Raw genomic sequence first — 13622 nt, 5'->3', positions numbered from 1 at the left:
CGAAGAAGTCGTGTCGGCGGAGTTCGGCCGCATCGACGCCACCCCGTCGCCGGGTCGACACCTGTCCGGCTACCCATTGAGCCGCCCTGCTGGACGTACGTCCTCGGCGGCGGGTGCTTGCCAACCACAGCGGGCAGCGCCAAGAGGGGTGGAGCGAATGTCCGAAGAAATTGCAGTCGACCTGAAAGTCATGGCCGTGGTCGGCGGGATGCTGATACCCGTGTTCTGGGAGCTGCCCTGGCTAATCGACCTCGGCGGCGAACCGGATGAGTCGATTCCGGCGAGCGAGATCATCCAGTGCGTTGAGGACGAGGCACTGTGACGGGGCCGGATGACGACCAGGACGGCCCCGCCGCGTGGTTGGAGCGTCATGGCGGAACCTGGAGCGTGGTCGATGAGTACGGGATCCCCGGCCCGCCATTCAAGGTGGTAGACGGCCGCGTGGTTCCGGTCGAAGAGGACCCGTAACCCATCGAACCGGTTGCGTCGCGAGAGGTTACTCGCAATCGAGTACCCCCTTCTCGTCTACGAGGCCGAACACGGTACGCAGTGAGTACGCAGGGTGATCGAAAAGTGCCGGTTACAGCCAGCGAATCCAACACAGGTGCGCAGGTCAGAGTCAGTGTCGCAACGTGCCGCCACGAGTCAACGCCATGGTGGTGATTCGAACTCTACTTCGACGTGTACGCCGTTCGAGGCTTCTGAACTGCGGCGGAGTATCTCACCGCGGTCTTCTGGCCGCAGTTCACCCGCAGTAGTCAGCGAGTCCATCCGTTCCGCGATCACTAACCGGTCGCGATCGGGTGGGCTCGTCGGCGTTCGGCCCGAAAGCGGCTACGAGGCCCAATTGCATGGCTGGACGACAGGGTCGGCGCCAGACTCGCTTGGTGGAGAGCATCTGGATGCGGTGGTTCGTCGGTTGCTCTACTGACGTCGACCTTCGCGTGATAGATCTTGGACGCGGCATCTCAGCCGTGGATCCCACCGATGGATGCGGGATATCGAGTAACCCTCTGGAGATAGCCGATCCGGCGTCGCCTCCGAGCATCACCTCGCGGTCTGGCGAGTGCGGGATGACACTGCGCACTTCTCAGACCTGGGAATTCTGTGGGACGTATGAAGAATTGGAAACCTATCATCCATGGGAGGAGGTGGCATGCGAAAAGAGCTGGGCAGTAACCCCGCTGTGCGTCCGATAGCCATGTGGCTCGGCGTGCCTGTTCGGGCAGTGCCAGGTTCATGCTCTGTCGCCGGGGTGATGGCTCGTCGCTTGCCGGGAGTGCGGCGATCGTGCAGGGAAACTGGGCCCGCATGATGCATCCGTATACGATATCGGCGCTGGAATCCGGTCGGGCGATGGTGCATATCGTCGACGACATGCTGGAACGGATCGACCGGATCCGCGCTCGCCGCCCATCGCCGAGTTCGCGAGTGATTCCGGAAGTGGACGCCGTGGGCAGACTCACCGATCTGTACATCGTCCCTGGAACGATCGCGAACGCCGCAAGCAGTAAGGAACTGGTGGACGACATCATGGCGGCGATTCGAGACAGCACCATCGACGCCACACGGCAACACAAACTTGCTGTCGAGGAGACAACTTGGCCCCAGGTGTCGTGGCCGGAGTCCTAACTCGTCGGCGCAGTCAACGATACCCAGGAGTGATGTCGTGGCGGAGCTAGACATGTCGGGCGGCGTCGGGGCGGAATCGCCGCCCGATTGGCAGAATCTGATCTACGAGGTGTTCAACCCCGACTACTCGGTTGGCGTCGCGTGCGACCCGAGTGGCATGATTGTCGGTCTGCACCTCGGCGACGAGGTGTGGGAGAACACGGACGACTGGCTCGCTGCCGAAATTCTTCGCGTCGCTCGACTGGCCCGCCTGAAGTCTCAGGTTGGTCGCCGTGCGGAGTTGCTGTACAACGGTGCGCTGCCGCGCCTCGCCGACTCGTTAGGGCTACCCACCGAGGCCGAGTACACCCTTGCTCAGAAGGCCGAGTTCGGTGAAAGCTTCTGATTTCAGCCGATAGGCTCGGCGTGGCCCTGACATCGGCGTGAGCAGCGCGTAGAGCTCCCCGCACCTCTTGTTCGTTATCCCCAAATATGGGGATGCTGAAGAATGAAGAGGTCGGAGAGTTGGAGAGAGCTGGTCGATATGGTCACTGAGTTCGATCAAGATCCAGGCGATTGGCGCAGACGGCGCGGCGCCAACCATGACATGGTTCCTACCCGTCTCGAGCTCGCAAAAAATGATCCCGACTACGAAAACGACTTTATTGCGGAAAATGGTTACGCATCCTACGCATTTTTGGATGGTTATGCCCTCCCGCACCTGCGCGATCGTGTCTCCGGTTGGACCTCGGCGGCGGTTGGCCGCCAAAATGCGGGTGACAATTCGGGTGCGACAGCCAGTGCTATCGAGGACACCGATGGTACGGGCGGCGCGGCGGTTCGGCGCAGTTCGCCGGGAGTCTGAACTCCAGCATGCGACGGTAAGCCGGGCGGGAGGATTCGGTATGGCTGTTATCTGCGTACGAGAAGTCCGGAGTAACGCATCTGATCGAGGGTCGCGCTGATGAGCGATGAAATCATTCTGGCGTCATCGAGCAGCGAGGCACCCTCCATGCGGCGAATTAAACTGTGCTCGTCGCATTCCGGAACTGACGTCTCGTCATTGCGAAAATCGAATCGACGACACCGAGATAGAGCCAGCAATAACCGCTGCGGCAATATCGCCCGCAAGGAGGGCGCATGACCAATTATTACGTGCATGACGGGCAAGGTAACTATACAAAGTCGACGACTCGTCCCGAGTCGGGTTTCTACGAGGCCCAGGAAAAGAACGGTGGCGAAGTCACCGTGTATGAGGCTGATCCTGCGGGAGGGGATCCGAAGAAGATAGTCACCTGGCCCAGTGCCGGGGATACGAAGTACATCCTCACTTCGGATGGGAAAGCATTCGAACCGAAGCTGGTCAACAACGTATACCGTATCGATCTCGATAAGCGGTTGCCGGCGGAGGATCGTACGTCGACGCCTCCTCCGCCTTCGGATGATGATCTTAAAAAGAAGTATATGGAGGGGTTGGATAAGGATCCGGAGGAGGGGGATAAGCTTAGCGATTTTCCGTTGAAGATCAATGTTCCGCCTGGTAGTGCGTCGGAGGATTTGAAGACGTTCATCAATTTGGCGAACCGTCAGCTTGCGTATTTGGCGTATCAGATGGGTACGGGCAAGGGTAAGCCGATTGCCTTGGATTCGGGTAAGGGTAAGGATACGAATCTGTGGGACAACAATCTGAGTAAAAGTTTCGTGGATACGATGGGTACCGCGGGGGAGGCTGAGGTCGCGGGGAAGGGTGAGGCTGTCGATGCTTATAAGTCGGCCTCGGAATTTCTTGACCAGTTGGATGCTCAGTGGTCGCGCCGTGACAAGGATTTCAAGCTCGCGAACGAGCAGATCAGTGCGGACAATGATCGTACGTATAGGAATATGTACGACAGGATTCAGACTACGCATGAAGATATTTGGGCGAAGCTCAAGGAGCCTCATGCTGGGTATTATGGGTCGAGTACGTTCAGTGAGAAGAACTTCGAGGCGAGTGGTATTCAGAATGTCGTCGAAGAGAAGCCTATTTATGGAATTGTCAGTCAGACTGTCCAGTATTGCGTAGATCAGGTTACCGAGTATGCGAATCGGTCCGAGGGCTACGGAAAGAAGTTCGGAGATTTACCGGGGTATCCGACCGAGAAGAAGGACAAGACGGGCGACAACAACGGCGACAAGGGCGATGGTAATAAGTCGGCCAAGGACAACAGTGGTAATGGTGGGAACACTGTGGTGTACACCGGTGACCCGAGCTTGGGGCAGAACATGCTTGGGCAGCAGCCCACTGGTCAGAACGAGGATTTCAGTTCGTTGTTCGGTGATGTTCTGCCGGGTGCCACGGATGATTCCTCGGTTGTTCCGCTAGGCGGCGGTACTGGTTCTGATAGTGGTGGTGGGTTGTCGGACGGGGGTCTGCCTTTCACTGTGCCGGGAGGGTCGCAGGGCTCTGGGACCGGTGCGCCTCCGCCCGCTAGCACGGTCGCGGCCCCGGCCCCGGCTAACACTGGTGGTGGTGGCCCTGATATGACGCCGCTGCTGTTGGCGTCGATGATGGGAGGGATGGGGAACCAGCAGAACCGTTCCCCGATCGATGACATCAGTGATGATCGGGATGCGCGGGAACGTGAGCGGGAACGTGAGCGTGAGCGGGAGCGTTCGGCGTCCGCTTCTGCTGCTGCCACTGTTGATCCGGGTGCGCAGGCTTCTCCTGCGGGTGTGGTGGCGCCGGCGTATGCGGGTGCGCCGCCGGCGGTGACGACACCGGGTGCGATGGTGGATGTTCCGATCGATAATACGAATGTGAAGGCGTCGCAGCCGGTCGCGGAGGCGCTGCGGAATCAGGTGCAGAACACTGCGATGGATGCGGTGTCCGCATACCAGGGAACCGTGGGTGAGTTGACAGCGGATCACCCGCCGGCGACGGTCAATGGTCCCGGCGACTTGAGGACGGGCGATATCCTTCAGTGGGAGGGGCATAGTGCATTGATCGTCAATCACGAGAACAAGCTGTATGTTCTGGACGGCGGTCATCTCATTCCTTTGGATCCCAACGATCCTCCACTGAAAGAAAAGTACGGGAATTTCACCGGTTATATCCATCCGACCGGTTTGGATAGCGTCGCTGGTACCGACACCGGATCATCCGCGGCGCCACCCTCGCCGTCGGTGAACCAGGCACAACCCGCCGGACCGCCACCAGTCACACCACCGAAAATGATCTGACCCGGATCTTTCGTGGGTCTGATGTGCTGGCCTGATCGGCTCGGTATCGGTGTTCTGCGGCCATGTCGCCGTAGAAACAGCGTGATGCGGTTGACCGTTCAGTGGGTTGGCTGCGGGCTGCCGCGTTCGGCACTGGCTGCCGGGATTGCCCGGCTGCGGCTCTGTGACCAGGGATTACCGGTGCAGGTCGGGCCGTGATCAGCCTACGACGCGAGGGGATGATGACCAAAGGTCCGCACAGTGTCGGTGCCGCAACTTCCCTGTCCGAGTGGGTGATCGTCGGCGTCGCACCCCCAGCCGATCTGCTATCCCCAGCTGTGGGGATGGGGAACAATGTGAAAATCGGTCTGGATGGAGAGAGATTCGTCGATATGGTCAGTGATTTCGATCAAGATCCACAGGATTGGCGCAGACGGCGCGGTGTCAACCATGACATGGTTCCTGCTTTGCTCGAGCGCGCGAAGAACGATCCTGACTACAAGGCTAAATTCATCGCGGAAAATGGCTACGCGGCTTACGCATTTCTAGAGAGTTATGCTCTTCCGCACCTGCGTGATCGTGTCTCCGGGTGGACCTCGGTGGCGGATGGCCGTCAAGGTACGGGCGACAATTCGGGTGCGACTGCTGGCGCCATCGAGGACACCGACGGCGCGGGTGGCACCAGGGTTCGGCGCACGTCGCCGGAGGCCTGAGCTTCAACGTCCGACGAATACCCGGTAGGAAATCCCGCGGTCGAAGCCGATCTGTAGACCGTCCACCTCACGTGTGTGGTCCGTGGGTGTGCGCTACCGGATGTAAAAGCTGTGCCTCAATCCGGCCGAAACTCGCCAGCAAGATCGCCCGGGAGCCCATGTGCGCGCGCCGGTCGGGTCGAATCGGGTATCGGTCAGTCCTGGTATCGCCCCCGGTCGCGGAATGGGCAGCGGAAAACCGTTCATTGAGGAGGGCGCATGACTGAATACTACGTATACAAGAGCAACGGCGAGTTCGAAGAGCGTGATAGCCCACCCGAGTCGGGCTTCTACTACACCCAAGATGATGGTGTATTCGATTCCACATATGCCCTTTATGAGGCGAAGCCGGGTGATCAGAAAACAAAGTTACAAGAGTGGGATGACCTCGGCGACATCCATACCATCATTACCTCCGATGGGAAGGCATTAGAATCCGAAAATAGGAATGGCGATCTTTATGGCAACCCCGATAAGCGGTTGCCGGCGGAGGATCGTACGTCGACGCCTCCTCCGCCTTCGGATGATGATCTTAAAAAGAAGTATATGGAGGGGTTGGATAAGGATCCGGAGGAGGGGGATAAGCTTAGCGATTTTCCGTTGAAGATCAATGTTCCGCCTGGTAGTGCGTCGGAGGATTTGAAGACGTTCATCAATTTGGCGAACCGTCAGCTTGCGTATTTGGCGTATCAGATGGGTACGGGCAAGGGTAAGCCGATTGCCTTGGATTCGGGTAAGGGTAAGGATACGAATCTGTGGGACAACAATCTGAGTAAAAGTTTCGTGGATACGATGGGTACCGCGGGGGAGGCTGAGGTCGCGGGGAAGGGTGAGGCTGTCGATGCTTATAAGTCGGCCTCGGAATTTCTTGACCAGTTGGATGCTCAGTGGTCGCGCCGTGACAAGGATTTCAAGCTCGCGAACGAGCAGATCAGTGCGGACAATGATCGTACGTATAGGAATATGTACGACAGGATTCAGACTACGCATGAAGATATTTGGGCGAAGCTCAAGGAGCCTCATGCTGGGTATTATGGGTCGAGTACGTTCAGTGAGAAGAACTTCGAGGCGAGTGGTATTCAGAATGTCGTCGAAGAGAAGCCTATTTATGGAATTGTCAGTCAGACTGTCCAGTATTGCGTAGATCAGGTTACCGAGTATGCGAATCGGTCCGAGGGCTACGGAAAGAAGTTCGGAGATTTACCGGGGTATCCGACCGAGAAGAAGGACAAGACGGGCGACAACAACGGCGACAAGGGCGATGGTAATAAGTCGGCCAAGGACAACAGTGGTAATGGTGGGAACACTGTGGTGTACACCGGTGACCCGAGCTTGGGGCAGAACATGCTTGGGCAGCAGCCCACTGGTCAGAACGAGGATTTCAGTTCGTTGTTCGGTGATGTTCTGCCGGGTGCCACGGATGATTCCTCGGTTGTTCCGCTAGGCGGCGGTACTGGTTCTGATAGTGGTGGTGGGTTGTCGGACGGGGGTCTGCCTTTCACTGTGCCGGGAGGGTCGCAGGGCTCTGGGACCGGTGCGCCTCCGCCCGCTAGCACGGTCGCGGCCCCGGCCCCGGCTAACACTGGTGGTGGTGGCCCTGATATGACGCCGCTGCTGTTGGCGTCGATGATGGGAGGGATGGGGAACCAGCAGAACCGTTCCCCGATCGATGACATCAGTGATGATCGGGATGCGCGGGAACGTGAGCGGGAACGTGAGCGTGAGCGGGAGCGTTCGGCGTCCGCTTCTGCTGCTGCCACTGTTGATCCGGGTGCGCAGGCTTCTCCTGCGGGTGTGGTGGCGCCGGCGTATGCGGGTGCGCCGCCGGCGGTGACGACACCGGGTGCGATGGTGGATGTTCCGATCGATAATACGAATGTGAAGGCGTCGCAGCCGGTCGCGGAGGCGCTGCGGAATCAGGTGCAGAACACTGCGATGGATGCGGTGTCCGCATACCAGGGAACCGTGGGTGAGTTGACAGCGGATCACCCGCCGGCGACGGTCAATGGTCCCGGCGACTTGAGGACGGGCGATATCCTTCAGTGGGAGGGGCATAGTGCATTGATCGTCAATCACGAGAACAAGCTGTATGTTCTGGACGGCGGTCATCTCATTCCTTTGGATCCCAACGATCCTCCACTGAAAGAAAAGTACGGGAATTTCACCGGTTATATCCATCCGACCGGTTTGGATAGCGTCGCTGGTACCGACACCGGATCATCCGCGGCGCCACCCTCGCCGTCGGTGAACCAGGCACAACCCGCCGGACCACCACCAGTCACACCACCGAAAATGATCTGAGCGGCGCGGGAGATGGGCCCGAAGAACGACATTGTCATTGGTGCGGTATCGGGGTATGACTGGGCCCATGTCGAGCCGTGGGCGAGAAGTCTCGTCGCGACCGAATTCACCGGTGTGGCCGTCGTGATCGTATACGACCGGGATCACCGCGGTGATGTCGTGGCCCGGAATCTGGAATCACTCGGGTTGTATGCCGTGCGAATGCCGCTCCGGGGCAGCGTATACAACACGCGGTTCGCAGATATTGCCGATGTGCTGCGGACATTCGCGCGTTCGGTCCGATTCGTCGTTGTCACCGACGTGCGTGATGTGTACTTCCAAACAGACCCGGTCACGTGGTTGGAAAGCAACTTGAAACGACCGTTTCTCGCTGTCGGCGAAGCGGTGCGATATTCCGACGAGGAGTGGAATCGGGACAACCTGCAACGAAGTTTCCCGGCGCAAACCGGTCGCCTGCGGTCGACAGTGGTCCGCAATGTCGGTGTTCTCGCCGGCCGCGTCGATATGATGGCGGATCTGTGTCTCGCCGTCTCCCTGATCGCCGAGTCCACCGGGAGGCCTATCGCGGATCAGAGCGCATATAACCTGCTGCTCGATATGGAGCCGTATCGCTCAGCGGTGCAGTTGGTGGCCTCGGAAGACGGTTTCGCCTGTCCGGCGGGGACATTGGGGGATCCTGACAAGGTTGCGACCTTGCGCCCATTTCTCTTGGAACCCGAGCCGATTCTCGCTGCGGAGGGCGTGCAGACGGCCGGAGGAAAACTGTATCCGATTGTGCATCAGTATGATCGGGTGCCGGAGTGGCACCGCGCGCTGCTGAGCAGGTTGCAGTCGGTGCCTGTGGCGGATGCACAGGATGTGTGCCGGAGTATGCCGGACGACCCATTTTCGAAGCGTGCACGTTCTCCTTCTTCTCGAGCCGGATTGGCTCGTGTTCTCGCTGATGTCGATGGCGCGTCGATACTGCACGTGGCACATAGCTTCGGCATCCCTCGGGCTCGCTCGTCGATACCGCTGTATTCGCCGGTGCCGGATTCCCCTTCGTCGAGCGATGGATCATCAGACGCTCCGTGATGAGCGTTTTCTGTCCGGCGAATCAGCAGCGGGCCGTCCTGCGCAATGTTCTTTCGGTGGAGGGCTCTGCTCAGTCGGATTCGTCGGCACTCGCATCGATCTGTTCACCGGCATCGGTGTCGATCTTCGCGGATAGTTGTTGGATTTCGAATTCGTAGGTACCGTAGCGATTCCGCCCATTGCCCGCGTCTTCCCAGGTGTATCCATATTTACCGATATGCTCCAGGCGCAGTCGGGTATCGGCATGGACTGTGAAACCGCACCGGCGAGCGCGTTCGCAGAATGAGAAATCCTCACCGAGATACCAGTGGTTCTCGCCATCCGGGATGACGAGCGGCAGGAAGTAAGGGACGTTGGGACGCCCGAACTGCGTATTGCAGGTCGGGAGCTTTTCCTGTTGTTCGATCTTCTCGTAGACGCACCGCTTGGTGAGCAGGAACCCCCCGGCCGCATATCGGATCTCCATCGCGCCGCCGCCTTCGCCAAATATGATTCTGTTGGTACCGGGCATGAGACTGCAGGCCAGTTCGCGCGACCTCTTCTTGGGGTAGATGCCACAGACCACCGGCAAATCGTGGGACCGTAACATTTCCACCGCATCCGGATGGAAGCTGACATCCGTATCGATCCACATCAGCTCCTCGAACCCCCGTGCCAAGGCATCCGTGGCAATTTGACTGCGCGCCTGGTCTATCGCAGAACAACCGTATACGCGCCAGACCGGATGGCCGCGCCGTTCGAGTTCGGCCAACCCCTGAGCGCACTCGGGCTCGATATGATCGCTCGCCGGTACCAGCACGACACAGCGGGAGGCATCCATCTTTTTCTCCACTTGGCAATCGGCCCGTATAGGAGGCCAACTGTACCCGGCAGAGAGAGATCGACAACGGGCGGGGAGTCCCGGCGGTGCTGCGGATCAGTTGTGCGCCATGGGAAATAACTACGCGGTCCAGGGAGATCGGCCGTGATCTTGTCGGAAACCGGCCACGAAATACCGATCAGGCCAACACGTCAGCCGCGCGAGAAGATTCAGGTTAGGCGGGTGGCTTGACGACACCGACGAGTGATCCTGCGTTCATGGAGTAATTCTTGCTCCGCAGTGCATTGCTGGAATTGCCTTCGATGGTGTTGATTCGGCCGGTTCCGGGGTCCACGGATTCCACGATTCCCACGTGGTCCGGGGTGCCATCGCCCTCCCAGTCGAAGATGACCATATCCCCTTTTTGGGCAGTTGATATATTCTTCGCCAACCCCATATGCTTGGCGTCGTTCCAGATCGCGGGTACGTAGTTCGGGTTGGTCCAGTCGACGTTGTAGCCGGCCTTGTCCCATACCCAGGTGGAGAAGGCTGCGCACCATGCGTCGTTGATGTTGTACGGGGCCTCGTGGAATTTGCCGTCCGGGCCTTTGAATATCGGGATGTTGTTGCCATTGGTTTCGGAAACGCCGAGCTTCAGCTGCTCTTTCGCCTTCTCGACGATATCGTCAGGGGTTCCGTTACCGGGCTCCCAACTGGCGCTGCTCGCTGGCGTCCATGGAGACCGCTCACCGACATCCGGCGCGTTGCCGTGGGGGTTTCGAGGGAGGTCCGGCATCAGATCGTAGATATTGTCGGCATTTCTCTGCATGCCCCGGTCCGCATCCTCGATCGTGTCACTCACACGGTCCACGGCCTCCGCGATAAGGCGCAGCAACCTGGTTTCCTCAGCCGCGGTCAGGTGCAGGTTGCCATCAGGCAACCGAGTCAGTTGATGCTCCCCAGGCGGACGACTCAGCTCGGCTTTGAGTTTGTCCACGGTCCCCACGACATCCTGGAACGCTTGGTTCGAGGTGTCGAAGCTCGCGAAGGCGCGTTGGTTGACATTGTCGTTCTGCATGCGTAGTTGCGATGTTTTGTCCAGGATCTTGTTGCGCTTGTCGTCGTAGCTTTCGGTCATCACCGACGATCCTGGGTCGAGCGTCTGGGCACCATCCTTGGTGAGTTCGAGTCCGTCCGCACTGAGCAGATCGTTGTCTTTCAGCCACGTGATCATGTCCGGCTGTCCGCCGTCGTAACCGGACGCGAACAGGATGATCGACCCTTGCATGTACTCTTCCGCCATGTCGACGAACGCTCTGAGACCGTCGTTGGCATAGGCGGGATACGGAAGATCGATCTCTATGTCTTCGAAGGTCGTCGTCATGATGCGTGCCCTCCACCCGGCGCGGTCCATACTGCGGTTCTCCGCGGACCAACAAACAGCATCCGTAACCTCTGACTGGAAGTCTCCTGGCACCCGGCGGCGCACATGCGTTACCCAAGTATCGGGTATTCCCGGCATTGAAATGTTCTCGACGCACTTCGGGTCGGTCAGCCCGTGTTCGAAATGGGTGAATGCGGGTGCGGTATCGACGATGTCACCGATTGGTGAACGGGCCGTCCATGCTCGACGTGCCGGGCCGACGGTTACGGACAGTTATGGGGCGTGCCGGTCAGGCGCGGGTCTTGTCACCGCGCATCGTCGCGGCGAGCTGACCGGGCATGGGCTCGTGACGCACATAGGTGCGGGTGAAATCGCCCGTTCCGTGCGACAGGGAGCGCAGATCGATGGCGTAACGGCTGAGTTCGAGTTCCGGTACTTCGGCGTGGACGCGAGTTCGTCCGTTGCCATGTGGTTCGGTGCCGAGGACCCGGCCGCGTCGGCTGGACAGATCGGTAAGTACAGGGCCGAGGTAGTCGTCGGAGACGATCGCCCAGATCTCGGCGAGCGGTTCCAGCAGGTCGATTCCAGCGGCAGCTGCCGCTTCCCGCAGGGCGAGCGCTCCCGCGGTCTGGAACGCGGCGTCGGAGGAGTCGACCGAATGCGCTTTGCCGTCATAGAGCGTGACCCGCACGTCGACGAGCGGGTGCCCGGCCGCCACTCCGCGCGCCGCTTGCGCGCGAACGCCTTTCTCCACCGACGGAATGAACTGTCGCGGAACGACTCCACCGACAACCTTGTCCACGAACTCGATCCCGGAACCGCCGGGAAGTGGTTCGACCTCGATGTCGCATACGGCGTACTGGCCGTGACCGCCGGACTGTTTGACATGTCTGCCGTGGCCGGCCGCTTTGGACGCGAAAGTTTCTCGCAGAGCTACTTTGTGCTCGACCATGTCGACTTGAACACCGAATCGCGTCCGCAAGCGTTCCAATGCCACGTCACGATGTGCTTCACCGAGACACCACAGGACCAGCTGGCCGGTCTGGCCGTTGTTCTCCAGCCGGATCGCCGGATCCTCGGCCGCCAAACGCGCCAGGCTCTGCGAGAGCTTGTCTTCATCTACCTTGCTGTGAGCGTGAATAGCGATGGGCAGCAAGGGGTCCGGCATCGGCCATGGTTCGATCAGCAGCGGCGTGTCGGTGCTCGACAGGGTGTCGCCGGTTTCCGCGTGACCGAGTTTCGTGACATAGGCGATATCGCCCGCGATCGCCTGGCCCAGTGGCCGCTGCTGCTTACCGAATGGAGAGGAGATGGCGCCGACCCGCTCGTCGATGTCATGGCTCGGATGGCCGCGGTTCGCCATTCCGTGGCCGCGGACATGCACGGTGTCGTCGGTGTGCAGGGTTCCGGAGAAAACGCGCACCAGTGAGACCCGGCCGACATAGGGGTCGGACGCCGTGCGGATCACCTCTGCCGCGAGTTCGCCCTCGGGGTCGCAACGTAGCTGATGGGGCTGGGCGCCGTTGGTGGCGGATACCGCGTGTTCGGCGGGGGTCGGGAATCCGCCGGTGATGAGGTCGAGCAGTTCGACCGTGCCAAGTCCCTGTTTGGCGTCTTCTGGGGCCGGCGCCGCGAAGAGGACAGGGTGGAAGCTGCCACGAGCGATGGCGCGTTCCAGATCGGTGATCAAGGTCTCGAGGCCGATGGCTTCGCCCTCCAGATAGCGGTCCATCAGGGTTTCGTCTTCGCTTTCGGCGATGATGCCCTCGATGAGTCTGTTGCGCGCTTCCTCCAACTCCGGAAGTTGCTCAGGGGAGGGATCGTTTTCGACCTCCTCGCCGGAGGAGTAGTCGCCGACGCAGGTCGGCAGCAGTTCGACCATTCCGGTGACCGGGCGGTGACCGTCCGGACTCTTCGGGCCGTAGACCGGAAGATGCAGTGGCAGGATATTTTCCGACGATCCATTGCCGAGCACCCTCCGACAGGTCTCGGTCATTTCGTCGAACTCCGCCCGTGCGGTGTCGAGGTGCGTGATCACGATGGCGCGCGGCATGCCGACCGCGGCGCATTCCTCCCACAGCGCCCTCGTCATGCCCGCGATGCCTTCGGCTCCCTCGGCGGCCGAGATGACGAACAGCGCCGCGTCCGCGGCGCGCAGCCCGGCCCGCAGCTCACCGACGAAATCCGCGTACCCGGGTGTGTCCAGCAGATTGATCTTCATTCCCCGCCAGGCCACCGGCACCACCGACAATTGCACCGACCGGTGCTGCCGATGCTCGATCTCGTCATAATCCGACAGCGAGGTGCCGTCCTCCACCCGTCCTGCCCGGTTCACCGCCCGTGCGGTGAGCGCCATCGCCTCCACCAGCGTGGTTTTTCCCGATCCGCTGTGGCCGACCAGGGCCACATTCCGGATGTATTCCGGCCGCTCAGCCGCCATTCCTCTGCCGTTGCCCCCCGCAGTACCGCTCGACTTGTCCGCCATGGGTCTCGCTTCCTCGCC

Annotated in this window: 12 protein-coding genes; 9 read left to right on the top strand and 3 right to left on the bottom strand. The window is 60.1% G+C overall.

Annotated features, from left to right (window positions below; translation table 11 throughout):
* Window positions 1-157: 157 nt before the first annotated feature.
* The 9 genes from AB0C34_RS22365 (at window position 158) to AB0C34_RS22325 (ending at window position 8936) form a co-directional block, all read left to right on the top strand.
* Complete coding sequence (locus tag AB0C34_RS22365) at window positions 158-322, top strand: hypothetical protein (RefSeq protein WP_357076127.1); 165 nt, start codon at window positions 158-160, stop codon at window positions 320-322.
* Window positions 319-468, top strand: a complete 150-nt coding sequence (locus tag AB0C34_RS22360) for a hypothetical protein (protein ID WP_357076124.1) — start codon at window positions 319-321, stop codon at window positions 466-468. Before AB0C34_RS22365 ends, AB0C34_RS22360 begins: the two co-directional genes overlap by 4 nt.
* A gap of 843 nt (window positions 469-1311) precedes the next feature.
* Complete coding sequence (locus AB0C34_RS22355; RefSeq protein WP_357076121.1) at window positions 1312-1632, top strand: hypothetical protein; 321 nt, start codon at window positions 1312-1314, stop codon at window positions 1630-1632.
* Between the two features lie 37 nt (window positions 1633-1669).
* Window positions 1670-2017: a hypothetical protein gene (locus AB0C34_RS22350; protein ID WP_357076118.1), complete on the top strand. Its 348-nt coding sequence runs from the start codon at window positions 1670-1672 to the stop codon at window positions 2015-2017.
* 138 nt (window positions 2018-2155) lie between these two features.
* The gene (locus AB0C34_RS22345; RefSeq protein WP_357076115.1) at window positions 2156-2476 is read left to right on the top strand and encodes a hypothetical protein; all 321 of its coding nucleotides are present in this window, start codon (window positions 2156-2158) and stop codon (window positions 2474-2476) included.
* Between the two features lie 275 nt (window positions 2477-2751).
* The gene (locus AB0C34_RS22340) at window positions 2752-4830 is read left to right on the top strand and encodes a hypothetical protein (RefSeq protein WP_357076111.1); all 2079 of its coding nucleotides are present in this window, start codon (window positions 2752-2754) and stop codon (window positions 4828-4830) included.
* A 194-nt stretch (window positions 4831-5024) separates the two neighbouring features.
* Entirely contained in the window at window positions 5025-5522 is a 498-nt protein-coding gene (locus tag AB0C34_RS22335; RefSeq protein ID WP_357076109.1) for a hypothetical protein, read from the top strand.
* Between the two features lie 258 nt (window positions 5523-5780).
* Window positions 5781-7862, top strand: a complete 2082-nt coding sequence (locus AB0C34_RS22330) for a hypothetical protein (protein ID WP_357076106.1) — start codon at window positions 5781-5783, stop codon at window positions 7860-7862.
* A gap of 12 nt (window positions 7863-7874) precedes the next feature.
* Entirely contained in the window at window positions 7875-8936 is a 1062-nt protein-coding gene (locus tag AB0C34_RS22325) for a hypothetical protein (RefSeq protein WP_357076104.1), read from the top strand.
* A 70-nt stretch (window positions 8937-9006) separates the two neighbouring features.
* Here AB0C34_RS22325 and AB0C34_RS22320 read toward each other — a convergent pair whose 3' ends face one another.
* The 3 genes from AB0C34_RS22320 to AB0C34_RS22310 form a co-directional block, all read right to left on the bottom strand.
* Entirely contained in the window at window positions 9007-9756 is a 750-nt protein-coding gene (locus AB0C34_RS22320) for a hypothetical protein (protein ID WP_357076101.1), read from the bottom strand.
* Between the two features lie 214 nt (window positions 9757-9970).
* On the bottom strand, window positions 9971-11149 hold the full coding sequence (locus tag AB0C34_RS22315; RefSeq protein WP_357076099.1) for a CHAP domain-containing protein: 1179 nt from the start codon (window positions 11147-11149) through the stop codon (window positions 9971-9973).
* A gap of 259 nt (window positions 11150-11408) precedes the next feature.
* Entirely contained in the window at window positions 11409-13604 is a 2196-nt protein-coding gene (locus AB0C34_RS22310; RefSeq protein WP_357076096.1) for an elongation factor G-like protein EF-G2, read from the bottom strand.
* Window positions 13605-13622 lie beyond the last annotated feature (18 nt).

The organism is Nocardia sp. NPDC049220 (assembly GCF_040647855.1).
GTDB lineage: Bacteria > Actinomycetota > Actinomycetes > Mycobacteriales > Mycobacteriaceae > Nocardia.
This window is presented reverse-complemented; position numbering and strand designations above follow the sequence as displayed.

Bases quoted from the DNA above. Each gene is read 5' to 3' on its own strand.
- AB0C34_RS22365 (WP_357076127.1), top strand. From the start codon at position 158: ATGTCCGAAGAAATTGCAGTCGACCTGAAAGTCATGGCCGTGGTCGGC.
- AB0C34_RS22355 (WP_357076121.1), top strand. From the start codon at position 1,312: ATGATGCATCCGTATACGATATCGGCGCTGGAATCCGGTCGGGCGATG.
- AB0C34_RS22345 (WP_357076115.1), top strand. From the start codon at position 2,156: ATGGTCACTGAGTTCGATCAAGATCCAGGCGATTGGCGCAGACGGCGC.
- AB0C34_RS22340 (WP_357076111.1), top strand. From the start codon at position 2,752: ATGACCAATTATTACGTGCATGACGGGCAAGGTAACTATACAAAGTCG.
- AB0C34_RS22330 (WP_357076106.1), top strand. From the start codon at position 5,781: ATGACTGAATACTACGTATACAAGAGCAACGGCGAGTTCGAAGAGCGT.
- AB0C34_RS22325 (WP_357076104.1), top strand. From the start codon at position 7,875: ATGGGCCCGAAGAACGACATTGTCATTGGTGCGGTATCGGGGTATGAC.
- AB0C34_RS22320 (WP_357076101.1), bottom strand. From the start codon at position 9,756: ATGGATGCCTCCCGCTGTGTCGTGCTGGTACCGGCGAGCGATCATATC.
- AB0C34_RS22315 (WP_357076099.1), bottom strand. From the start codon at position 11,149: ATGGACCGCGCCGGGTGGAGGGCACGCATCATGACGACGACCTTCGAA.
- AB0C34_RS22310 (WP_357076096.1), bottom strand. From the start codon at position 13,604: ATGGCGGACAAGTCGAGCGGTACTGCGGGGGGCAACGGCAGAGGAATG.